This is a genomic window from Sinorhizobium glycinis, from assembly GCF_001651865.1.
GTDB lineage: Bacteria > Pseudomonadota > Alphaproteobacteria > Rhizobiales > Rhizobiaceae > Sinorhizobium > Sinorhizobium glycinis.
This window is the reverse complement of sequence record NZ_LPUX01000067.1, coordinates 186,672-210,236: the sequence shown is the minus strand read 5'-3', so window position 1 is coordinate 210,236 and position 23,565 is coordinate 186,672. Positions and strand designations below refer to the sequence as shown.

General features: G+C 59.3%; 18 protein-coding genes and 3 pseudogenes. 14 read left to right on the top strand and 7 right to left on the bottom strand.

Translation table 11 applies throughout. From position 1 onward, the window contains the following. Positions 1-395 precede the first annotated feature (395 nt). A complete protein-coding gene (locus tag AU381_RS25935) occupies positions 396-1,472 on the bottom strand; it encodes an AI-2E family transporter (protein WP_064244461.1) in 1,077 nt (358 codons plus the stop codon). A 542-nt stretch (positions 1,473-2,014) separates the two neighbouring features. Next, positions 2,015-2,548: a group I truncated hemoglobin gene (locus AU381_RS25930; RefSeq protein ID WP_064244460.1), complete on the bottom strand. Its 534-nt coding sequence runs from the start codon at positions 2,546-2,548 to the stop codon at positions 2,015-2,017. A gap of 144 nt (positions 2,549-2,692) precedes the next feature. On the opposite strand from AU381_RS25930, the pseudogene AU381_RS30940 reads away from it, so the two are divergent. Together AU381_RS30940 and AU381_RS25925 are read left to right on the top strand one after the other, a co-directional pair. Next, positions 2,693-2,831: pseudogene (locus AU381_RS30940) on the top strand (IS5/IS1182 family transposase); the annotation flags it as partial. A gap of 106 nt (positions 2,832-2,937) precedes the next feature. Beyond that, entirely contained in the window at positions 2,938-4,002 is a 1,065-nt protein-coding gene (locus tag AU381_RS25925; protein WP_064244459.1) for a sensor histidine kinase, read from the top strand. Between the two features lie 351 nt (positions 4,003-4,353). On the opposite strand, the pseudogene AU381_RS29955 reads toward AU381_RS25925, so the two are convergent. Beyond that, positions 4,354-4,481: pseudogene (locus tag AU381_RS29955) on the bottom strand (IS256 family transposase); the annotation flags it as partial. 298 nt (positions 4,482-4,779) lie between these two features. On the opposite strand from AU381_RS29955, the gene AU381_RS25915 reads away from it, so the two are divergent. Further along, positions 4,780-6,012, top strand: a complete 1,233-nt coding sequence (locus AU381_RS25915) for an SAM-dependent methyltransferase (protein ID WP_064244457.1) — start codon at positions 4,780-4,782, stop codon at positions 6,010-6,012. 382 nt (positions 6,013-6,394) lie between these two features. On the opposite strand, the gene AU381_RS25910 is transcribed toward AU381_RS25915, so the two are convergent. Further along, positions 6,395-6,730 (bottom strand): recombinase family protein, encoded by a 336-nt coding sequence (locus AU381_RS25910; RefSeq protein WP_244520154.1) that lies wholly within the window; start codon positions 6,728-6,730, stop codon positions 6,395-6,397. 27 nt (positions 6,731-6,757) lie between these two features. On the opposite strand from AU381_RS25910, the pseudogene AU381_RS25905 reads away from it, so the two are divergent. Then, positions 6,758-9,058, top strand: a pseudogene (locus AU381_RS25905) (Tn3 family transposase); the annotation flags it as partial. An 82-nt stretch (positions 9,059-9,140) separates the two neighbouring features. Here the strand turns inward: AU381_RS25905 and AU381_RS25900 are convergent. Continuing rightward, positions 9,141-10,166: an RcgR family putative quorum lactone hydrolase gene (locus AU381_RS25900; RefSeq protein ID WP_064244456.1), complete on the bottom strand. Its 1,026-nt coding sequence runs from the start codon at positions 10,164-10,166 to the stop codon at positions 9,141-9,143. After that, complete coding sequence (locus AU381_RS25895) at positions 10,156-11,766, bottom strand: RcgA family putative transporter (protein ID WP_064244455.1); 1,611 nt, start codon at positions 11,764-11,766, stop codon at positions 10,156-10,158. Before AU381_RS25895 ends, AU381_RS25900 begins: the two co-directional genes overlap by 11 nt. Before the next feature lie 182 nt (positions 11,767-11,948). Here AU381_RS25895 and AU381_RS25890 point away from each other — a divergent pair, with 182 nt between their 5' ends. Then, positions 11,949-12,332: a hypothetical protein gene (locus AU381_RS25890; RefSeq protein ID WP_244520148.1), complete on the top strand. Its 384-nt coding sequence runs from the start codon at positions 11,949-11,951 to the stop codon at positions 12,330-12,332. Between the two features lie 334 nt (positions 12,333-12,666). Here the strand turns inward: AU381_RS25890 and AU381_RS25885 are convergent, their stop codons facing one another. Continuing rightward, complete coding sequence (locus AU381_RS25885) at positions 12,667-14,094, bottom strand: ISNCY family transposase (RefSeq protein WP_064244453.1); 1,428 nt, start codon at positions 14,092-14,094, stop codon at positions 12,667-12,669. 355 nt (positions 14,095-14,449) lie between these two features. Between AU381_RS25885 and AU381_RS25880 the strand changes: the two genes are divergently transcribed. The 9 genes from AU381_RS25880 to AU381_RS25840 all read left to right on the top strand — a co-directional run bounded on the left by AU381_RS25880 (position 14,450) and on the right by AU381_RS25840 (position 23,549). Further along, positions 14,450-15,061, top strand: a complete 612-nt coding sequence (locus tag AU381_RS25880) for a TetR/AcrR family transcriptional regulator (RefSeq protein WP_064244452.1) — start codon at positions 14,450-14,452, stop codon at positions 15,059-15,061. Positions 15,062-15,098: 37 nt separating this feature from the next. Beyond that, complete coding sequence (locus AU381_RS25875) at positions 15,099-16,316, top strand: MFS transporter (RefSeq protein ID WP_064244451.1); 1,218 nt, start codon at positions 15,099-15,101, stop codon at positions 16,314-16,316. A 43-nt stretch (positions 16,317-16,359) separates the two neighbouring features. After that, positions 16,360-18,264 (top strand): DNA ligase D, encoded by a 1,905-nt coding sequence (gene ligD, locus AU381_RS25870; RefSeq protein ID WP_082910381.1) that lies wholly within the window; start codon positions 16,360-16,362, stop codon positions 18,262-18,264. A 104-nt stretch (positions 18,265-18,368) separates the two neighbouring features. Then, positions 18,369-19,286 carry a non-homologous end joining protein Ku gene (ku, locus tag AU381_RS25865; protein WP_064244450.1) on the top strand — a complete coding sequence of 306 codons (918 nt, stop codon included), beginning with the start codon at positions 18,369-18,371 and terminating at the stop codon, positions 19,284-19,286. Between the two features lie 12 nt (positions 19,287-19,298). After that, the gene (ku, locus tag AU381_RS25860; protein ID WP_064244449.1) at positions 19,299-20,117 is read left to right on the top strand and encodes a non-homologous end joining protein Ku; all 819 of its coding nucleotides are present in this window, start codon (positions 19,299-19,301) and stop codon (positions 20,115-20,117) included. Between the two features lie 1,496 nt (positions 20,118-21,613). Then, positions 21,614-22,069 (top strand): DUF3846 domain-containing protein, encoded by a 456-nt coding sequence (locus tag AU381_RS25850; RefSeq protein WP_064244447.1) that lies wholly within the window; start codon positions 21,614-21,616, stop codon positions 22,067-22,069. After that, a complete protein-coding gene (locus AU381_RS30935) occupies positions 22,069-22,518 on the top strand; it encodes a hypothetical protein (RefSeq protein WP_244520146.1) in 450 nt (149 codons plus the stop codon). The genes AU381_RS25850 and AU381_RS30935 overlap by 1 nt, the downstream gene beginning before the upstream one ends. Further along, positions 22,418-23,068: a hypothetical protein gene (locus AU381_RS30930; RefSeq protein ID WP_244520145.1), complete on the top strand. Its 651-nt coding sequence runs from the start codon at positions 22,418-22,420 to the stop codon at positions 23,066-23,068. The genes AU381_RS30935 and AU381_RS30930 overlap by 101 nt, the downstream gene beginning before the upstream one ends. A gap of 34 nt (positions 23,069-23,102) precedes the next feature. Beyond that, positions 23,103-23,549, top strand: coding sequence for a hypothetical protein (locus tag AU381_RS25840; RefSeq protein ID WP_064244446.1), 447 nt, complete (start codon positions 23,103-23,105; stop codon positions 23,547-23,549). Positions 23,550-23,565 lie beyond the last annotated feature (16 nt).

Below are 23,565 nucleotides of genomic sequence, written 5' to 3'. Positions count from 1 at the left end.
ACAAAACCGAGCGCTAAACGTTATGGAACGTTGGAGTGCAATCACGAGAAAAGCACCGTGCTAGGTACTCCTAGGAGACGTACATGGATATCACCACGCTTCTCATCATACTTCTGATAGTTATTCTGCTAGGCGGCGGCTTTTACGGACGAGGACGCTGGTATTAAACCACGACCAAGGATACTTTACTTGTCCCATGGAGAAATTTTGGGAGTAAAGTTACTGTCAAGCTGCGGTACAAGGGCCACACTCGCGCCCTTGTACAAAACAGCACTGCAACGAGCCGCCCATTCCGGGGCCACCGCCATTAATTCAGGTCCATTTTATCCTGCGTATTAGACGCGGGAGAGATAGGTGTCGGTTAAACCCTCGAAATTTCAAGAATTCAAGAGATATCAGATTTCCTCAGTGGGGTGCCTGCGTTCCTCGACTTCGGCGGTGGTCCACTCAAGGAAGAGGCTGTAGGCGACCGCCAGCAGCGTTGGCCCCAGAAAAATTCCGATGAATCCAAAGGCGACGACGCCGCCAAGGAAGCCGAAGAGGCCGAGCAACACGGGTAGGTTGTTGGTCTTGCCAAGGACATAGGGTCTGATGACGTTGTCGATGCTGCTGACGAAGAGCAATCCCCATGCTGCGACGAAGAAGCTCCACCAAACGGCTCCCTGGACAAAAAGCCATAGCGCCACCGAGCCCCACACAAGCGGGGGGCCTATCGGCACAAACGACAGAACGAAGGTGAGGAACCCAAGCAATAGCGCCTGAGGCACACCGGCGATCCAGAAACCAATGCCGGCCAGGACGGCCTGGGCGAGGGCCGTGCCGATCAAACCGTAAATGACGCCCTTGACGGTCGCGCCGACGACCGTGAGCAGTTTTCGGGACCGGAGGCCGGCGAACCTTTCGCCAACTTCGCGCACGTAGGCGGCCATCCGCCGGCCGTGAAGGAAGAAGAAAAAGGCGATGAATACGCTCAGCCCGAGTTCTAACAGCCCGGCGCCGAGCACCGCTCCGCTGGCTACTGCTAAGTTTGTGGCGGGGCCGATCAGCTTCTTGAGCTCAATGATGAACGCGGGGGCATTGTGGGCCAAGCTCTCCCAATAAGCAGCCAGGTTCTCGCCAATGACCGGCAGTCCTGCGACCCAACGCGGTGGCGCCGGGGGGCCCTGCTCGAGAATCTGGTTCACCGCCGTGAGCAGGTTGCTTACGCTGTCTGTCAACGTCGGCACCATCACGGCGAATGGTGCGACGAGAACGAGGGCAACCAGCATCGTCATCACGGCGGCCGCCAGGCTTTTATTGCCACCGACGGCCCGCTCGCACCTCTGGTAGACCGGCCATGTCGAGAAACATATGACCGCCGCCCACAGGATGGCTGAGAGGAAAGGCTGAAGGACGAGAGCGCAACCGAACGCCAGCAGAAGAAGGGCGCCGACCCCGAGAATTTGTTCGATTGGCTTACCGAGAGGTATCATGCCCAATCTTTCCTATTGCTTCCGGCTAAATTAACAGCGGGCGAACGCGAGTAGCGGCTCGGGTGGCCATATCGCCGTGATGTTTGAGCCGCCGCAGAATCATTGAGTATCAGTCCATTTCATTCGACATCTTGTTCCGTCTCATTATCGCAGCGGATCGTCTCACTGACGAAAGCCGGTACCTCTCGGCGCATTCTACGACGAGCCGCGCATCCTTGGATGGGCGGCCCCTGGCCGCCGAGCCCGCTGCCAGTATCGCGCTGTCGACATCCCGACACCATCCGCCCAATCCCGATCGGTTGACCTAGGTTCCGTCAATCGGTTGCGATCTAGGGCGTGAACATATCAACGTGCCCCGCGGATGCTTGCGAGGGTCTGCCCTGTCTCGGATAGCCGACGAATGGTTGCAGCGAACGAGGCGATGTGCATTCAGCGTACTCATGCGGCGCAGCATCGCAGCTAACAATCTCGCCAGCCTTAGCTGGACGGGATAGTTAGACTCGGATGCTCAGGGTGCTTCAGCCGCGCTTGGCGGCCGCGACCTAGCCGGCGGTGACCTCGTCTTTGTGGGCCGCGAAGGCTGCCAGGACTTCGTCCTTCTCGCGTTTTGGGACCTTAAAGAAATCCAGGGTCCGTCCGAGTTCCGCCGCAACCTCATCGAATTCTTCGGGGGAGATCCGGAGGTCTCGGTGGGCTTCCTCAAGGCCGAGCGGCGTCGTACCGGGCTTGGTGGCCGTGAACTGGAAGGGCCCACCGGAAACGTCGCAGACCCACAGTGTCCGCATGAACTTGAGGCCGGGCAGCCTGCCGAGGTTCTTGGTGTGCCATTCCCGCAGCTGCGGGTTCTTGGACTCCTGGCCGACGATGGGGTTCTTCACGACGGCGTCGCTGAAGTGATCCACCACCGCCGCGATGGCGAAGACGCCGCCCAGCCGCTCGTACAGACTTTTCTCAGGCATGGTTTGGTTGGCCTGCGCGTTATCCGTCCCCGCCAACACAACCACGGAGGCGGCGGTCAGCGTCAGCCCTGCGACCACGCTTCGTCTTGTGATAGAAGTCGAAACAGCCTGTGTCATGGTCACCTCCTTGGTAGTGGGAGAGGATAATGCTGGTCCGTTTAGAACAAACCGTCAATTCAAACTTGACCACTTTGTCCGCCAACGGACTAATTTAAACTCCACTGGATTTAGATTGGGGCACAGGGGTAAAATACGGACAGCATCCATCGCGCGTCTAACTTGATCGAACGTTCTTCAACAAGATTAGGCGATGTCGGCGTGTTGCGACTCGATATGACAAACTCGAGCCAACTATTTGGCTTTCATCAGGCTCGCATCAATCCGAATTTGGCAACGCTAGTCAAGCTAGGTCAATGACATTTGGCGAGGAGAATTATAATATACGTTGAAAATAGAGCCTTCATTGCGAACAAGTGATCTGCGGCCAGGATTGGATCTATTAAGCTATGATCGATTTTCAAAATATTGAAGACGCGCAGACGTTGGCTCAGGCAATTGTGAATACCATTCCAGAGCCCTTTATTGTGCTCGACGACCAGTTTTGTGTGCTGGCTGCCAGCCGTTCCTTTTATGAGACGTTCAAGTCCGATCCCGAATATACAAGAGGCCATCTGCTTTACGCACTCGGTGACGGCCAATGGGACATTCCCGCCCTGCGCGTTCTTCTGGAGACGATCATCCCCAAACATGTCTCGATGGATGGCTTTGAGGTTGCACATGATTTTCCCGATCTCGGCCGCCGGATCATGCTGCTCAACGCCCGACAGGTCACTTACGGGAGCCGCTCGACGATCCTCCTGGCATTCACTGATGTCACGGAACGCCGCAAGATCGAGTGGGAACGGGAAGAGCTCCTCAAGCAGACAGAACAGTTGCTCCATCAGAAGGAAATCCTGCTGCAGGAAATGCAGCACCGCGTTGCTAATAGTCTCCAGATCATCGCCAGCATATTGCTGTTGAAAGCGCGGGCTGTCACCTCCGAGGAAGCACGCCGCGACTTGCGGGATGCCCACCAGCGCGTAATGTCGGTCGCAGAGGTGCAAAGGCACCTCCACGTATCCGGCATCGACCGGATCGAGGTCGCTTCCTACCTGACTAAGCTTTGCGACAGCCTGGCTTCTTCTATGATCGGCGAAAGTCAGCCCCTTGCGATCAAGGTGATAGCGGACGAGGGAAGCATCGGGTCCGACAAGGCTGTCGGCCTGGGCCTGATCGTCACCGAGCTCGTGATCAATGCTATAAAATACGCGTTCCCTGTCGCCAATCCGGACGCCGTGATCCTCGTTACCTATGAGATCAGGGGCCCGGATTGGCAGCTGATCGTTTCCGACAATGGTGTGGGAAAGCAAGCTGATGGTGCAGTCGAAACAAGTGGCGGGCTCGGGACGGCGATTGTCCAAGCTCTTGCGACACAGCTCGACGCGCGAGTGGACGTGGTCAGTAATTCCACCGGCACGAGCGTGTCGGTCACGCGAGCGACCTTCACGTCGCAATTGCCGCGCGGGGTGTGAACTTCTTTGAGCCATCGGAACGTTCTGCATGTTGACGGGTTCCGCTTACCGCCAAGGTGAAACCGATGCCCGAAGATAAACGACATCCACCGGCAGCTCACAGCATTGCGCTCCGAGGTTGCGGGCCTGATCAGAAAAGTGTCGGGTCAACCGAGTGGCGAAAGCTCGGAAACGCGCAACGTGAGGCAGTCGCGCCGGAAACGGCTGCTCATCCGCGATCGGCGCGATGCGAATAATCCGGCTTCCGCCGAGGCTGTGCTTATCGGCATTGTCGCAGCCGTTGCCCTGGCTGCCTATTGGGTTTGTAGATTCGGCTGAGGCCGTGCTTTCCAGGTAGAGCCGGAAATTGGGTCAGCGTGCCACGGCAGGCAGGCTGATTTGCGGATCATCGCTCATCGCGGCGATGGTCTCAAGGTCACGTATCTGGACCGTTGAACGGCCCACTCATCGTTCTGCTCATGCAGCAATGCGCCGACAAGAGCTTGGTGGAGAACGGTCATGGTGATCCCCCAGATTCTTCTTCCCTGCCGTGATTGCCGAAATGGAGGATCAGACCATGACCTGCTTTCCCGGAATCTCGACAGCCATGGCTACAGTCATTATAGTTCGAGGGACCAGCGAGAGTTGAAAATCGCAGTCTTTCGCACGATGGTCCGCAACGCTTTATCGCTGTCAACGGGATCTTTCGGCGCATTGTTGCTCGTCGCCAGGGCGTTCGATCATTGCAAAGGTGCGCCAGAGGCAGTCGGTCGACGAACAGAGCTGAGGACTTGCTGCATGCTGTTTCCTGCAATCCTGAAATCAATCGTCCGGACTGGCAATGTCCGGTTGATCGATGGAGCGGGCAAGGTTCACCATTACGGAGACGGCACGTCTCCTCAGTGCACAATTCGGCTCGGCGCTCGCCATCTTGACTATACTTTGGCCCTGAACCCCGAACTGTCGATAGGGCAAGCCTACATGGATGGCTTGCTGACCATCGAGGAAGGAACTCTTTTCGACTTTCTCGAAATCGCTGCCAAAAACTATCGCAACTTCGAGCAGATGCCTTGGTTCTCGCTGTTGTCCCGCATCATGCGTCGGCTGAAGCAACACAATCCAATCAAGCGCGCACGGCGCAACGTCGCCCATCATTATGACCTGTCCGGACAGCTCTACGATCTCTTCCTCGATAAGGACCGCCAGTATTCCTGCGCCTACTTCACGAGCGCGGACGATGATCTCGAGGCGGCGCAGGAGCATAAAAAACGCCACATCGCCTCAAAGCTGTTGCTCGACCGGCCGGACCTTAAGATTCTCGATATCGGTTCTGGCTGGGGTGGCCTTGGTTTGTACCTGGCCGAGGAGACGGGCGCCGACGTCACCGGCCTCACCTTGAGCGCCGAGCAGCACAAGGTATCAGAGGGGCGCGCTACCGCTGCGGGCCTCGCTGATCGCGTACGCTTTTGTCTGCGTGATTATCGTGAGGAACTCGGTCAATATGATCGGGTGGTTTCTGTCGGCATGTTCGAGCATGTAGGCAAGAAGAATTACGACGAGTTCTTTGCCAGGCTTGGCGATTTCCTGACCACGGACGGCGTCGCGCTGTTGCACTCGATCGGATATTCCGACGCGCCTGGTCCGATCAATCCGTTCATTCGCAAGTACATTTTCCCCGGGGCGGATATTCCGTCGCTTTCCGAGGTCTTCGCGTCCGTAGAGCGTGCGGGCCTTGTTGTCACCGACGTCGAAATTCTGCGTCGGCATTACGCGGAGACCCTCCGCCACTGGCGTCAGCGTTTCATGGCTAATCGTCAGCGCATTGCGGCACTCTATGACGAACGGTTCTGCCGCATGTGGGAATTCTATCTCGTTCTGTGCGAGATCGGATTCCGCTTTCGCTCGATGATGGTATTTCAGATGCAGCTTGCCAAGCGGGCAGACTCCGTCCCCTTCACCCGCGATTACATGGTTTATTGGGAGCAGGCCCATAGTACGATGGCAAACTCTCGGATACGGGCCGCGGAATGAGGCGGCACCACTAGCAAGTGCGCGGGCCTGAATCGCTGCTAGTGCCCACTGATAAGTGTCCATCACTGCTGGCTCGGATTTGTGTGACAGGCTCCCATCTGATCTCGCTCGTGTCACGGAGGATCGCAAGCCGGTCGTCTCTGCGCTCAGGCGATCCACGGGGCGAAGAACGGCGAAAGTCGAATGCAGGCGCTGGAGGGCGTCACGAAACGAAAGTGATGCCCGCCGGTGTGCGTACTGATGCTTTGAGGGCGGTATATCGGGCCGTTTTGCCAATTTTGACGCGAGCACCGGTCTCGGGGACGTTTAACCCAGCAGCTATATGCTGGCGGAGATTCGTTTCTGAAGCACTGCGACAGCCTCTCATAGGAGCGAAGTTGCGCTAGGCAGGGCGGCTGATGCCTAGCCGGCGCATTTCGCGATAGACCGTCGAGCGGCCAAGGCTAAGTTGCTTGGCAGCCTCCGCCGGAGGCGTTTTCGCCTCGATCAGCTTTATGGCCGCATCGACCTTCTTCATGTCGAGCGGCTGGCGTCCGGGCCTCTTTCCCTTCGCTCGTGCGGCGGCAATGCCATCCTTTGTCCGCTCTGAGATCAATCTGCGTTCAAAATGCGCGATGGCGCCGAACACGTGAAAGATCAGCTCGCCGGCGGCCGAGGAGGTGTCGATCTTCTCCTCAAGGCTGAGAAGGTCGATCTTCCGCTCCCGCAGCATCTTCACCGTTTCCAACAGCTCCGCGAGTGACCGTCCGAGTACGTCCGCGACATTCTCGATCGCCTGCGAATGGTGAGGGAAATCGGGATTCCGGCGAAACTGACCGCCGCCGTGCATCCCGACCGATATCGTCAGTTCGTGCGCGAGGGGCGCGCGTCTCCTGCCTATCTACTCGAACGCTACACAACATCACGCCGGCGCGCGACACTGGTTGCTTGCCTGATCGATCTGGAAGAGCGTCTGACGGACGCCGCCATTGCCTTGGCCGACAAGCTGATCGGCAATGCCTTGAACCGTGCCCAGAACAAACAAAGCCGGCGCTACGCTGCCACCGCCAAGGATGTCGGCCGACTGATGCGCTTGTTTCACGGGACGATCGACGCACTTTCCACCGCTCTCAACAACGACTCCGACCCGATCGAGGCGATCGAAGAGACAGTCGGCTGGGCGAACTTGATCAAGGCAAGACCCGAAGTCGTAGCACTTGCTGAGACCGCGGATGTCGATCCGCTCATGGTGGCGGTGGACCGCTATGCGACACTGAGAAAGTTCGCCCCCGCGCTGATCGAAGCGCTCGACTTCAAGGCCGGACGAGGAAGCGCTCGGACGATCGCCGGCATTCATTTGCTTCGCGATCTCAACAGATCGGGCAAACGGGATGTGCCGCCCGATGCGCCAATGCCCTTCAAGAAGGAGTGGCGCAAACTCGTGATCGGGCCGGACGGCAGGATCAATCGCCGGCTCTACGAGACCGCGATGCTCGCTCACCTGCGCAACAAGCTGCGTTCAGGCGACGTCTGGGTCGAGCGATCTTCCGCCTATCGGCGTTTCGACAGCTATCTCCTGCCGGAGCCTGCCGCCGCGCCGATCGTCGCCGAACTCGGGCTGCCAACGGCAGCCGAGGAATGGCTCCAACAACGTGGCCGCGAGCTCGACTGGCGGCTGAAGAAGTTTGCGCAGCGCCTCAAACGGGAGCAGCTCGAAGGCGTGCGCTTTGTCGAGGATCGGCTGCAGATCTCGCCGGTCAAGACGGCGGTCCCCTCCGAAGCGGAAGCGCTCGCCGATCGGCTCGATGCGATGATGCCACGCATTCGCATCACCGAACTTCTGCACGAAGTCGCTCGCGAAACCGGCTTCATGGCGGCCCTCACAAACCTGCGCACCGGCGAACGCTGCCCCAACGAGAGCGCTCTTCTCGCCGCCATTCTTGCCGATGCCACCAATCTTGGGCTCTCCCGGATGGCCGCCGCCAGCCAGGGCGTGACGCGCGATCAACTCATCTGGACACAGGATGCCTATGTTCGCGAGGATACCTATCGGGCAGCGCTCGCTACCATCATCAACGCTCAACATCGCCTGCCGATCACACGGAGTTGGGGCGATGGTACGACGTCAAGCTCGGACGGGCAGTTCTTCCGCGGCGGAAAGCGCGGCGCCTCGGGCGGCGACATCAACGCCCGCTACGGCGTTGATCCCGGTTTCAGCTTCTACACCCACGTCTCGGACCAGCACGGCCCTTATCACGTCAAGGTGATTTCGGCGGCGACGCACGAGGCGCCCTATGTCCTCGATGGCCTGCTTCACCACGGGAGCAATCTCTCAATCGTCGAGCATTACACCGACACTGGCGGCGCCACCGATCATGTGTTTGCGCTCTGCGCCATGCTCGGTTTCCGCTTTTGCCCGAGACTACGCGACTTTCCGGACCGGCGGCTGATCCCGATCGACCACCCTGCGAGCTACCCGACGATCGCGCCGCTTCTCGGAAAACGCATCCGCGCCGACGTCATCGGCGAGCATTGGGATGACGTCGTGCGGCTCGTCGCCTCGCTGAAGGCCGGCCATGTCGCGCCATCGGTGATGTTGCGGAAGCTCGCCGCCTATGAGCGCCAGAACCAGGTGGATATCGCCCTCCAGGAAATCGGCAAGGTCGAGCGGACCCTGTTCATGCTCGACTGGCTGGAGAACCCGGCACTGCGCCGCCGATGCCACGCCGGGCTCAACAAAGGCGAGCAGCGCCATGCCCTCGCGCAGGCCATCTATACTTTCCGTCAGGGGCGCGTCATCGATCGCAGCCATGAGGCCCAGCAATACCGGGCGTCGGGCTTGAACCTCGTCATCGCGGCAATCGTCTATTGGAACTCGATCTATATGGCCGACGCCGTGGCGCACCTGCGGGCACAAGGCGAAATTGGCCCCGACGATCTCTTGACCCATACCTCACCGGTCGGATGGGAGCACATCGCTTTCTCCGGCGATTTCCTTTGGGATCGTGCCGCAAGTGCGACCGGTCGGAAACCGCTCAACCTGACCGGAAAACAGCGAGCAGCGTGACGGCGTTCAGGCTTCGTTCTACCTTAGCGTTGTTTAGTGGGAAACCAACGCTATGCCCTCAAACTGGCGCCCGACGCTAACTTCATGTTCGCGGGGTCGATTTGTCCGCACGCGATAGAAACCGCTTCAAGCTCAAACCGGCCAGTAAAATGTAAGGCGGCATGGCGAGCGAATAGTGGCCACAGTTCAGTTCCAAAACATTTGGCCTGGCTCCGGCGTCCTTCAGCCTCTGCATGAATCTCTCCGACAGCTCTGGCAAGACCACTTTGTCTCTCTTAGCCAACACAACGTGAAGATCTAGATTAGGCCGTGCCAAACGATGCACGTAGTTCTCCATGTTAAGTGGACCCCAAGCCCTTCTTAGATCGCTCAGCTCAATCTCTGGCTCAAGGCTATCACGTATCGATCGGGTCGCGCGCCCCGTCCAAACCATGTCTGCGAGACTACCCGCCGTCAAAAATAACGAGGCCTTCGATACGGCCGGATCATGCGCAGCAATCAATCCCGCAACCCAGGAGCCAAGGCTCATGCCAAGAACCGAGACCTCTCGATAGCCTTCGCTCTTCAGCCAGCGGATGAGCTTTCGCCCATCCCATACGGCCTGCCTTACAGACTGGATCGTTCGGCCGAGATTCGAACTAAGCATATAATCGGCGTACAGCGAGCCGGGACGGCTGCGCTCGAAGTGATAAGGCATAGCAATCTCGACAACCGTGATCCCATGCTGCGAGAAAAACTTGGCAATCTGACGATTTCGGGCGCTGGCATTCCAGTGATGAAAAATCACCAATGCCTGATCGAGCGAGCCGCTCTCGGTGATTTTTGCCCAAACGACGTTGTTCTCTTCGACGTCAGTAGAAATGTCCGATGGAAATCTGAGCCACCCATCGTGCCTTTTAAAGCCCTGACCGCTCCCGCTCGGCTCATCGTAAAATCTTGAATCAGACAGGGCCTGGTCCGCAAGGACACAAAACTCGTCGATAGTTTCTATCCTCTTCTCGGCCGGAAAGGCCCGGCCGGCGTCGAGGATGAAATTCGTTACTTTCTTCGCTTCCTCACCGCGCCGCGCCCGCCGCTCGTCCCAACGATCAAGCCAATTATGATACACTCTGGTTGCTTCCTAACTCGCTTACTCGCCATCGCCCAAACTCTGGATCAAAGAGGCCGTATGTCGCGAGCAGCACTCCAACGCCGAGGAGGATCGAAAAGCCCTCAAAGGCATCGATCAACAAGTAGCTGGCAAAGAGCAACCCTACGACTGCAGACATCCTCCATAGAGGCACGCGGAACCGCTTTTCGACACCCAAGCGGATGGAACCGTACAGAAAAACGATACAGGTCGAAATGGCGACTAGGAGGCTGCTGTAATGCGTTGGCATTCTATAGCTGAAGCTATTGCCGCCGTCGTGGCGCTCATACACGGCCGAAGACATATCGTGGGCTATCCAGGTCACGATATCTCCTCCGTTCGAGCTCAGGTAAGAGCTTTGGACCTTCATGCATATGGCGACCAGAACACCCAGGACAGTACACCGGAAAATTCCCCGCATCACCCTCAGGCCGATTTCACCGCCCTCGCGCCGATGTTCCACCGGTCGCACAGTTGATGCCTCTTCAATTCTCCAGAGATCATGGACGATCGTATGAAGCAAAATGAGGCCCGCGAAAAAAAGATAAAAGCATAGGCACATGTAGAGATATGCGAGCGCCGTGAAAACAATCGAAAGTGGCACTGATATAACTTCAGGGCGCACAATGGCTAACTTGCCCCAATCTATCGCATAGTTGCCACCGCCGTTGATCAACGGGATCAAGCACACGCCGATCCACTGAAAAAGACCGGCGAACAAGACGCAGATCAAGAAAACCGCCCAGTATGTGTACGAATAAGCTCGAACGTTGCGCGTCCAGGCATCGTCGCTTTCCAACTGGTCGCCCTGCGCTACCAGCTTGAAGCGCGCGTCATGTTTCCAGAAGACCAGCAGCTCTATCACGAACGCGAAAAATAGCGGCAAGAGCACCATGAAGAGGAACGTCCAATTCGGTGCCCATAGAAAACCGACCTGCTTAACGACACCATCCGCCCGGCTATAGGTGGCGCTGTGGATCCCCACGATATACGACAAAAACCCAAGGGCGGAGGCACCCGCGAATATCGACGCCGGTAGATTCAAGGGAGATCCATGGCTAAAAAGCGCCTCCGATATTCTCGCCAAGCTGAAACCCTGTCTGCGCCGGGTGGCATCAATGCCTTGTGGCAGATCGCCCGCAGGCTGCGTCTGATTATCGACCGTCACAGGCGGCGGCATATCTGGAACCCGCAGCGCCGTGCTGCTTCCCGCCTTCTTCGAATCTCGCCTCTTGGCGGTTAGCCGTGATTGCGCCGCGCTGAGCTCCATCTGCCATTCGCTGGTCGCTTCCGGATCGTCGCACCCAAAGACCCGCGCCAGCCAACGAATGTTGGACGGGCTAATCCCCTTCTCGTTCTCTTGAAACCAGAGCTGCACCGTCCGCAAATCGACCCCGATCCGGTTGGAGTCGATCTGAGAAATCGCCTCTGCCAGAAGCTCCGGCGTCCATGGGCCTTGCGGAAACCCGTCACTGCCCAATGGCCGGCCTGCTCCCGCAGCGGCTAACTGCTTGAACAGCTCCTTGAAATCGCTCCCGTCCTTGGGCGGTGCGACAAAAATCTTTCCGTTCTTTTCCAATGGCTTAAAGGCCCAAATTTCGTTTCGTTTCGTATCCTATCGTGCCTTCAGCCTCAATCAATGGTCTTAACGCCCGCAATGCAACTTGATCGGTGAGGCATTCCACCATGCTATCGTTGTCGTCATCCAGTTCGCGTTCGTCCCGTGGTACCGGCTCCATTTCTCCGCGCCCGAGCGCGGCTTTGAGTGCGTCAGCGCCGGAGCGCAAGGCGGGACAAAAAGAAGAGAGCGGGGAGGAAACTGCGGTTTCCCTTTGCGACTTGATGGAGCGGCATATAGCGGCGCAACTGGCGACCGCGGACGCCGTTCGTGCGTGGGATGAACGCAGGGCGGCCAGCGAGGTTACGAACGTAGCCTATGCAAACCGACTGTTAGATGTTGCGCGGGATGAAGAAGCCGGCCGGCTGGCGATCGTCAATTACAGGCCGCGGGGCGATCGGGAATCGAGGCTGAAGCTGGCCTATATGGCGGCTTACCTGATCGCGACACGTGGCACCCTGAACCCCAATGAGATGAATTCCGTCTTGGAAGCCCCTTGCGATCGGCCAAGCACATCGGTTTCCTGAGTCTCCTTTTATGTCGATTGCACAATAGTGTGCTGAGACCACACTGCTGTCGATTATGTCGGCGGCGGTGTCCCGTGTGGAACATTGCGTCGAACACGCCAGTCGTCATTGGGCAGTTATGTTATAACTGTCACAGCTATTTAAAGAAGAGACAAAGTAGTCAACTTAGAAATGCGACTTCATCCTATCCATTATTACTGCGTTTTCAAGTTGATATGTTTACAAAGTACGCAGACGCAAGCCGCCGGCCGGCTGGAGCTGGTCAGGGTTGCGTAGGCCGGTCGGCGGCGGATGGGTTAGGGTGAAAGAATAAACTTTAGCTTTGACAGCCCGATCACTCCGCCGCTTTCAGCTGCGCAAGGGCTTGCTGTCGCCGGGCGATGACCACCGGATCATTGGTAAAATCCGTCCTCCTGCCAGGCTTCGTGCCGCGCTTTTGGTAGCCATTGCTTTGGCTGCCGTCGGGAATGCCGAACATATGGTCCGTCTGGCCGGTGCGACGCGGCCCGCTTTTGCTGCGCTGTTGCTCTCGGCCGGCCTGCATCTCGGCGACCAGCGCCAGCATATCATCGAGGCGCTTGTTCTCAACCACCTCGGAGCGGTGCACCGAGCGCAGCGTGTCGAAGGTTCTGTAGGGCAGGGACGTCCCCTCGTGGGTGATCTCGAGACGGCCATCGGGATAGTCGCAGACAGTGACCTTCTTGCCGGCGAGCGTCTTGGCGATATCGGTCGGATCGAGGATGAATTGCACCTTGTCATAGCGCAGCGTCAGGGCCTGCGACAGCTTGCGGATCTCCTTGCGGCACATGGCACCATCGAGGTTCTCATGCGCGGCAAACGGCCGATGCATGTCCTTCGGATTGCGCGGTTCCTTGCCAAAGCGACGATTGAAATCCGCGATGAACTCCGGCGCATAGGCATTGGCCGCCGCGATCGTGTCGATGCCGCGCAGCCGCAGTTCCTTGACCAGACGATCCTGCAGCGTCTGGTTGGCGCGCTCGACGCGGCCCTTGGCCTGCGGGGTGTTGGCGCAGATGATGTCGATGTTGAGCTCATAAAGAGCCCGCCCGAACTGCGTCAGGCCACTGGTCCTGTCCTTCTTGGAAGCATGGGTGGTGCGGAAGATGCCATGCTTGTCGCTGTAGAAGGCGATCGGCTTGCCCCATTGCTGCAGATAGGCCTTCGTTGCGTGGAGATAGTCGAAGGTGTTCTCTGAAGTCGCAAAGCGCAGATGCAACAGCTTGCCGGTGGCGTCGTCGATATAGACGAGCAGGGCGCATTTGGGGCCACGGTTCTCGAACCACCAATGATGCGAGCCATCGATCTGAATGAGTTCGCCGAAACAATCGCGCCGGCCGCGCGGCTGGAAAACCCGCTTCTTGCGTTCGCGTCGCGACACCCAGAGGCCGGCTTCCATCATCCACTGACGCAGCGTCTCCTTGCTGACGGCTATCCGGTGGCGTTCGAGCAGCTTCTCGGCGGCCAACGTTGGTCCGAAATCCACGTAATGCTCACGCACCAGGTCGAGCACCAGGTTGCGGAAGTCCTCGCTGTGGCGCCGGTTGCTCGGCCGGCCGCGCTTCTTCGAGACCAGACCGTCGGCGCCGGCCAGATCATAGGCCTGCAACAGCCGGTGCACCTGACTGCGACTGAGACCGAGCAACGCGGCCGCCTCGACGACAGTCAGGCTACGGCCGCGAATCTGTTGGATGAGTTCAAGACGATGCAATTCCTTCTGCGACATGGTGATCAAACAAGACATGACGACTCCGAACGCTCATGGTCTCAACCACGCTTCACGTCGCCAGTCTTCCTTCCAAACCTTGACGTTTGACCAGCATCCCAAGCGGCGACGACTGTCGCATCTCTAACTGGCTCATATGTCGCATCTCTAAAATGCCGTTACAATAACATATCGCATAAGATAGCTTATGGAACTTCGCCCCTTATTCTTCTGTAGGTTTGGTTCAGACGAGACCGAGTCGGCCCGCTCGAAGACAGTGGGCTCGCCTGACCCACCATTTGCCCAGATTCCATTGGTGACGTACGCTAAAGCGGCTTGACCGAACATATTCGGCAACCTATTAGGAAATGGTCGTTTCCTAATAGGTTATCAGATGAATTTCGGAAGCACCTCTCCTCGTCCCGTCGGGCGGCCGCGCGAATTCGACATGAACCGCGCTCTGGATGCGGCGATCCGCATATTCTCGGAAAAGGGCTATCACGGGACCTCCATCGCCGAACTGAAAGCGGAGACGGGACTGACCGCTGGCAGCATATACAAGGCGTTTCGTGACAAGCGTGACGTCTTCGTCGCCGCCTACGACCGCTATAAACAGATCCGGGCCGATCTTCTGGATCAGGCGCTGTCTTCAGCCTCCACCGGTCGCGAAAAGATTGCCCGCGTGGTCAATTCCTATGCCATGTCCGCCTGTGGCGAGACCGGCAGGCGCGGATGCCTGGCCATTGGCGCCGCCGTGGAACTGGTTCTGTCCGACGCCGAGATCGCCGACAGGGTCGGCGAACACAATCGCAAGCTCGTCACCCGGCTCGAAGGTTTCATCCGCGATGGCCACGTGGACGGCTCAATCCGCAAGGACGTCGATCCAGCGGGGACCGCGCTTGCGCTGTTTTCCTATCTTCAGGGCGTCCGCATCGCCGGCAAAACCGGAGAGCTGGAGAACCACATGCTCCCTTCCGCCGAAGCCGTCTTGCGCATTCTCGACTGATTAAACCGCCCGCCTCCTTTCTCCCAAGGAACTTCCAATGACAACTCCTTCCATCGCCCAGACGCAGCACCCGGTTGGGCTCTCTGCCGGCATGACATTTCTGATGGCCGCCGCCTGCGGCCTGATTGCCGCCAACCTCTACTATACCCAGCCACTCGCCGGCCCGATCGCATTCGACATCGGCCTGCCGGCGGAGGCAGCCGGCCTGATCGTCACTCTGACCCAGATCGGCTATGGTCTGGGGTTGCTGCTGCTCGTGCCGCTGGGTGACCTCCTGGAAAATCGTCGGCTGATCGTGACCATGATCAGCCTGGTTACTCTTGCCCTGATCGCGGCCGGCCTCTCAACCGCACCCGGACCTTTCCTCGCCGCTTCGCTCGCCATCGGGCTAGGCTCGGTTGCAGTCCAGATGATCGTGCCCTTCGCTGCCAACCTTGCTCCGGATGCGGCTCGGGGTCGCGTCGTCGGCAATATCATGAGCGGGTTGATGGTCGGGATCATGATGGCGCGGCCGATTTCCGGGCTGATCGCCGGCCTCAGCTCCTGGCATGCCGTCTTCTATCTTTCCGCTATCGTCATGGTCGGACTTGGAGCCCTGCTATGGGTGCAACTGCCGACCCGCATGCCGGCGGCCCGGCTAAGCTACGGCCAGCTGCTCAAGTCGATGGCCCAGCTTCTCGCGACGCAGCCGGTCCTGCAGCGCCGCGCCGCTTATCAGGCCTGTCAGTTCGCCGCATTCAGCCTCTTCTGGACCGTCACGCCGCTCTATCTTGCAGGCCCGCGATTTGGGCTGACTCATAACGGCATTGCGCTTTTCGCTCTGGCCGGTGTCGCGGGCGCAATTGCTTCCCCCCTCGCCGGGCGCCTCGCGGATAAGGGGTTGGTTCGGCCGGCAACGGCATTCGGCCTTCTCAGCGTCGGAGTCGCTTTTCTGATGACGCAAATCGCTTCTGAAGGGTCAACCCTTGCGCTCACGCTTCTGACGCTTGCTGCAATCCTGCTCGACTTCGGCGTGACCATGACGTTGGTGACCGGGCAGCGCTCGATTTACGAACTCGGCGCGGAGTTGCGCAGCCGACTCAACGGCCTGTTCATGGCTATCTTCTTCACCGGCGGCGCCATTGGTTCTGCCTTGGGTGCCTGGGCATTTGCCGTTGGTGGGTGGTGGTTTGCCTCCTTGATCGGCTTCGCGCTGCCCGCCACAGCGGTCGCAATCTTTCTGACCGAGATATACAGGGTCAGGAAAGAAGCTTGACGCAATGAACGAATTCAGGCTCGCCGCCGTCGCGCGGCTGTTGATGCCGTTGCTTCGGAACGAATCCCGTCGGACTGAATTAAGCGCGCAGTGCACGACATGGAGGCGTGTCTTGAAAGCGCCCGCCCAGAGCCACAGCAAACGCACGAACTGGAAGAGGCCGACCTCGGCTGCGCTTCGAATGGCGAAAACAGGCGCAAAAAAGGCTCCCTCCCCCGGGTTCATTGAGCCGTGCCATCCGACCTTGAAGAAGCGGCCGCCAAATGGCTCTGACTGGCTGCACGAGATCAAGTTCGACGGCTATCGGGCGCAACTCCATGTGCACGGCGGGGAGGTGACGATCTACTCGCGAACGGGGCTTGATTGGACGCGCGAGTTCAGGCCGATCGCGACCGCCGCCAAGGCGCTCGCCGACCATGATGCGGTGATGGACGGCGAGGCGACCGTCTTCGGCAAGACCGGCCTGCCCGATTTTCAAGCACTTCGCCGCGAGCTCTCGAAAGGCTCATCGGCGCGGCTGACCTTTCAGGCCTTCGACCTGCTTTACATGGACGGATACGACCTCAGGGGGGTGCCGTTGATCGAGCGGAAGCGGGTCTTGCGCCAGCTCATAGGCGACCGTGGGGGGGCCATTGCCTACGTCGATCATCTCGACATCGACGAAGGCGCTCAGGTGTATGAGCACGCATGCATGATGAGGCTCGAAGGTATCGTCTCCAAGCGCAAGGACGCGCCATACCGGTCTGGCCGTCAGGAGCTTTGGACGAAAACGAAGTGCACGAAGCGTGACGCCTTCCCCATCATCGCCTTCGTGGAAAAGCTCGGCGCACAGCCGCGCAGGATTGCTTCCCTCTATCTCGGTCGCTGGGAAGACGACCGCCTGGTTTATGCCGGCAAGGCGCAAACCGGCTACAGTCTCGCGGCCGCACGAGAGGTGCGCGAGCGGCTCAATCCGCTGGTCACCGGCAAAAGCCCCCTCTCCCACCCGATCAAAAAACCTAAGGCGACCTGGATCGCACCCCGCATCCAGGCTGAGGTGGAATACAGTGGCGTCACCGACGACGGCCTATTGCGGGAGCCCGTTTTCAAAGGTCTGCAGGACGAACCTGCTCCGTCACGAGCAAAGCCCGCGGCAGCAGCCACGGCCTACGGCCGGGTTCCTCGCGTGAATATCTTGCAGCTTCTACCTGATGCGGTCGTGCCCTCGAAGGATGAGCTCACCGCCTATTGGATGCGTGTCTCCGACCGCGCACTCAATTTCCTTGGCGGCCGGCCGCTGAAGCTGGTGAGGCACGTCAACGGCACGACGTTCTATCACAAGGGGCCGCTGCCGCCGATTCCGCCGGCGGTCCACCAGTTGCGCATGCAGAAGCGCGAGGGCGGCCAAGGCGTTCGGCTGTGGGTCGACGACTTGCCGGGCCTGCTGGGGTTGGTCGAAATCGGCGTCGTTGAGCTGCATCCTTGGGCTGCGACTGTCGACGACATCGAACACGCAGACACGTTGATCTTCGATCTCGATCCCGGCGAAGGCGTCTCGTGGGAGTTCGTCATAGAGACAGCCTTGCGGCTCCGGGATCTGCTCCATGCGGAGGGTTTCAAGGCCTGGCCGAAGCTGACCGGCGGCAAGGGCGTTCATCTCATGGCGCCTCTGGAGGAAAGGCTGACCCACAATGCGGTGCATGCTTACGCCAAGCGCCTGGCACAACAGTTCGCCGCCACGGATCGGGAGCGCTATGTCACGTCAGCCCAACTCTCGCACCGACCCGGCAAGCTCTTTCTCGACTATATCAGGAACGGGCGCGGCACCACCGCCGTCGGCGCGTACTCGCCGCGCGCGCGTGCCGGCTTTCCAGTTGCGGCACCTGTCACGTGGAAAGATATTGAGCGGGGGCTGAAACCGGACGCATTCACTACGAGCCGTCCGCCAACGCGCCGCCGCGGCCTGTGAGCTTCCGCACGAAAATCCTTGAAAAGATTTGTCGTTCGCCCGGAACAAACGGGAAAGCGATTCGGTTGACTCCCTGATTTTGCAGATGCGCCAGGAGTAACGCCATGGCAGTCGCGGCACGAGCTCAATGGAAGGGCTATGTTCGATTTGGCGAAGTGACCGCGCCGGTGGCGCTCTACACCGCCACCTCGACCTCCGAGCGCATCTCCTTCCATACGGTCAACCGAGAAACCGGCAATCGGGTGCGCCGCGAATTCGTCGACAGCGCGACCGGAAAACCGGTTGAAAAGGAAGACCAGGTCAAAGGCTATGAAGTCGACGATGACCGGTATGTCGTGCTTGAGCCGGAGGAGGTTGCCTCCGCGGTTCCGGAGAGCGACAAGACGCTGCGCGTCGAGGCGTTCATCACCTGTGACGACGTCGACAAGGTCTATTTTGACAAGCCCTACTACATGACGCCCGACAAGATGGGCATCGACGCATTCACCCTTCTGCGCGAAGGCATGCGCAAGAAGAAGGTCGCCGCGATCGCGCATACAGTCCTCTTCCGGCGAATGCGTACCGTGCTGCTCCGCCCGCATGACAAAGGGCTGATCGCTACCACGTTGAACTTCGACTACGAGGTCCGAAGCGCCAAAGAGGCCTTCAAAGAAATTCCCGACATCAAGATCAAGGGCGAGATGCTGGACCTCGCCAAGCACATTATCGGCACGAAGAAGGGAAGCTTCTCGGCCGACGAATTCGACGACCGCTACGAGGCCGCGCTCGCCGAGCTGGTCAAAGCCAAACTTGAGGGCAAGACCCTGCCGAAGCGGGCGCCTCCAAAGGTCTCGAAGCCGAATGAGCTGCTGGAGGCTCTGCGTCAGAGCGCCGGCATCACGGCCGCGGCCGAACCGAAGCGACGGGCGGGCAAGGCAAGCGCTGCCAAGGGCCGAGCAAAGGCAACGCGATCGGCCGCAGCCAAGGCGAAAACAAAGACGGCGGCGAAGAGAGCGCCTGCCCAGCGTCGCCGCGCCAGCTAAGGGAAGTGAACGATGGCTCCCCCACGTCCATATTGGAAAGGCTATCTCAAGCTCTCGCTCGTCACCTGCCCGGTTTCGATGATGCCGGCGACCAGCGAGTCGGAGAAGGTCCGCTTCCACACCCTCAACCGGAAAACAAACAATCGCGTCGTCTCACGCTATGTCGACTTGGTGACCGGCGAGGAAGTTGATGAAGACGATGAGGTGAAGGGCTACGAACGCGGCGAAAACGACTTCCTCGTCATCGAGGACGAGGAGCTCGAGAGCGTCGCACTCGAAAGTGCCAGGACCATCGACATCGAAAAATTCGTGCCCCGCGACACGATCGAATGGATTTGGCTTGAGAAGCCGCACTACTTGTCGCCGTCGGACGAGGTCGGCCATGAGGCTTTCAGCGTCATCCGCGATGCGATGGAGGCGGAAAAGGTCGTCGGCATATCGCGGCTCGTCATCGGCCGTCGCGAGCGAGCCGTGATGTTGGAGCCGTGCGGCAACGGAATTGTCGTGTGGACGCTACGCTACGGCGACGAAGTCAGGAAGCCGGAAAACTATTTTGGCGATATCGGCGAGGGAGATAACGATCCCAAGCTGATGGACCTCGTAACCAAGGTGATCGAAGAGCGCAGCAAGCCATGGAATCCGAAAATGGCCCACGACCCGGTGCAGGAAAGGCTGCGTGAGATCATAGAGGACAAGCGAAAATCGGCCAAAAAAGGTGCCAAGCCGAAAGGCAAGGACGGCGGTCCAACCTATACCGGCAATGTCATCGACCTGATGTCGGCACTCAAGGAGAGCCTCGAGAACAAGAAGGCCGGGAGCAAGAAATCGTAAAGCGCGGCAAACTATGCCGCCCCTCGCCGCCTGTCCCGTCTCGATCATCAGAAAATTGCACGGCATACTTCGGCCTCACCCTGAAATGTCGCCGCCATGACCACCCTCCGATACGACTTGAGGCGGGAGTTAGACGGAACCTGGACGGTATTCGACGTCTTCACAGGCCGACCCGCTGTGCTTGATGCGGATAATGGAGGCGAGCGCTTTGCAGCCGGTCTACATTCCAACGAGGCCAGCGACGTTCTACAGCTACTGAACTTTGAGGATGCCCTGCGACGGGGAATCCCGTTGTGGCTCAAGAGGAGGCGGTAAATGTGGTGCAATACGCGCTAGGCCGCGCTGCCGCAGCCAAGGCGGGATCTCGCTCTCCAGCAGCGACCGCTCGTGCCGGTCGTCCCTAGTCAATCGAACAGGCTGAAAACGGTTTCTTCGTCGAAGGCTCGCAGCTTGTCCATGCAGGCCAGCAGCGGATCCACTTTGCTTTGGTTTTCGCCCCACAGATGGGGAGCTGCCGGCGCTAGAAGCTCATCGGACTTGCCCCGAGCACCGCGCAGAGATGGATCAGACGGCCTACCGTCAGGCGGGAAACGCTTGCTTCGTAGCGGGCGTAGACCGCTTCGGTTATACCAAGCAGTGGCGCGCCAGTTTCGGCCGGGAGAGGTTTCGGGCACGGCGCCGAGTGTAATTCGACCGTCCGGGGTGGTAGCCGATAAACTGGTTTGTCAACGTCCGGATCATTGACTTGCTGCAATCCGAGATCCGAGATCCATTGCTCCAGCGATGGTCCTGCCATTCATCCTACCGGTGGTTGTTCATGGTGCAGACCACTTTAATGGAAGTGGTTGTGTTCTTGGAACCCACAAAACGTCTCGGGTGGTATCAATTTGGCGCATCGCTGACGCGACCCCGCTCTATGCCTTCGGCACGAAAACCGCAAAAAGCGTTCTTTGCCCAATGGGGTAACGATCGGTTGCGCAAGAGTCGCCTCGCGGCCTTCACGTCATGACTGCATCAGATTGCTTATGAAAGCAGTTTACAGCTTGCGGTGAAATCAGCATATTGCCAACCGGCAACGACAATCGAGAGTTGGTCGTGGCAAGTCGCTAGCCCTTCTTGTCATGCACCACGGGGCCGTCCTGATCTACGAGCCAGGGCGGCCCTTCTCGTATCTGAAATGGCGGCCGCCAGGCGGCCGGCTTTGCCTTCCTGAAGGAGGGAAAGAGGGCGCTGCCCTCTCTCCCTCACAAGGGAAAAAACGGTCTCCCCGTCCTTCCTCCCCTCGCCTCCGGCTCGCTCCGTGCAGGATCGACGAATCCGCATGCGCGGATTTTGCGTCGCCCCTTCGGCTTTGGCCTCGGGCGGGCGAACCCCCTCCGTTTTGTTCCCTTGCCTCCCTCTCTCCCGCTGCTCCGCGCGAGCTCGGGGAGCAGGAGCGGGGCTCCTGCCCCTCGGGCAGACGCTAGACCGCTTCGCGGGAAGGAAAGGGCTAGAAAATGGTAAGAGCAAACACCGCTTATGTGCTGGATCCGGAAACCACGATTTTTAAGCCGGTAGAGCTTCAGGTCGATCTGGGCATCCGGCCGCTTTACGCGATTATCGGCTGCCGCCTGCTGGAGGTCGTGCGGTTCGATGAGCGGCACACGCTTTTCGTCGACGAGGAAGGACTGCAGGACGGGTTGACCGCCTTCACGATCTTTGAGGGCTTTCCGCAGCCGATCGCAGGCAAGATCGTGCTTGTCGGAGGCGATGGCAGCACGCCTTATACGTCCCCCCTCATCAGCCTTGAGGATTCAGCGAAGCATTTCAAATGCTGCCGCCCGGTCCTGGATCCGGTATTCGCAAAGGCAGACGAGATTTCGCCGGGCGGTATCATCATCGCCGGTGCGCTCGCAGGTTTGCAATGCCGCATCGAGCGCCGCGCCCCTACCCTTGTCGAGGGAGAGGCATGATGAAAATCGCAGCGCTCGAAAACAACATCCTCGCCATCGTCGCAGGAACCTTCGCCGCAACCATTGCGGCGGAGGACATCGAGCCGCAGTTTCACGCGCTCACCCACTTTCCCGACCGGCGCGCAAGGTCAGAGCTTGCGGACCTGGCCGAGCGGCTGAATCAGTTTGGCGCCTATGTCGTGGAACTTTGGAACAAGGCTTGCGAGCCGATCCCGGAGGCTGAAATCGAAGCCTTCGCGCGGCGTCATGTCGATTTGACGCGCCGCTATTGGGCGGCAGAAGGCCGTTGCATGAACTGGTTTATTACCGGCCCTGCCCGCTTTCCCGTGGCCCGCAACGAAAAGCGGCATGAGGATTTCGGACGCCCGCCGCGCCGATCTGAAGGCGCACGACGCAATGGCCCGCAAGTCCGCCAAGCGGAAGGCCTTCCCGCACGGCACGGACGATGAGCCGATCCGATCTGGCGATCCGGTGGCGATGCAGCGCATCGTTACCCGCATCGAGGAGCTGGCGCTTTCCATCGACCGGATGAAAGCCGCCAACGCGATCATCCGGCGCATGGAGAAAGACCTTTCCAGCGAAGAGGACATGATTGCTGCCGTTGTGGCCCATACCGGCCTTTCCGCCGACGCCGCAGCGAGAGGCATCAAGTTAGCGCCGTGGCAGTCCCGGCGCGGCTTCACCACGACCAACAGCCGCGCCGAACTCCGCCGCCTGCAGCAACGCCTTGCGGCGATTGCGAGGATGAAGGAGCGCGGCACCCAAACCGAAAAGGTCGAGACGAGCGCAGGCGCCGTCGAGATCAAGGAGAACGCCGACATTGCGCGTATCCAGTTGATCTTCCCCGGCAAGCCGGACGACCCGACGCGGCGCGTGTTGAAGGCAAACGGCTTCCGCTGGTCGCCCTCGCAAGGCGCTTGGCAACGGCACTTGAACGAGTCCGGACGCTACGCCGCACAGCGCGTGTTGAAGATGATCAGCGGCGCTAGCGCCGCCTGATCACTCGCCCAAATCCAAGAAGAGGACAGTTCCGATGGTCGACACGATCTATTCCGCAGTGGAGTTTTATGGCAAGGGCGACCCCTATTTCGGCGGCACTGCCGCTGATTGGGCGCTGTATAAGACCGAGGACGGCAGGCACGCTTTCATCAGCGCCGCCGACGCGCAGCGCCGGAAATTGGTCATGGCCTATTTTCCGACCGAAGCCGAGGCAGAGAAGGCCGGAGCCGCAGCGAGCACCCGGAAGGGCTCGATTTCTGCCGTTCCGATCAAGCCCCGGCTCGAAGTCCCAACCGCACAGATTTCATGGATTGTTGGCAACAAGCATGTCGGCGAGGAGGACAGCGAGCTCGCGGAGGACTTCGCCTACAGGGCAAAGAGGGCGGGCGCGGCCGATCCGGATTTGATCGCGCAAATCGTCGCCTACGCCCTTGCTTGCCACCGCGCCAATCAGGCGCTCGTCGCGCATTTCCGGCTTTAGAAAACGTGTGGACGCT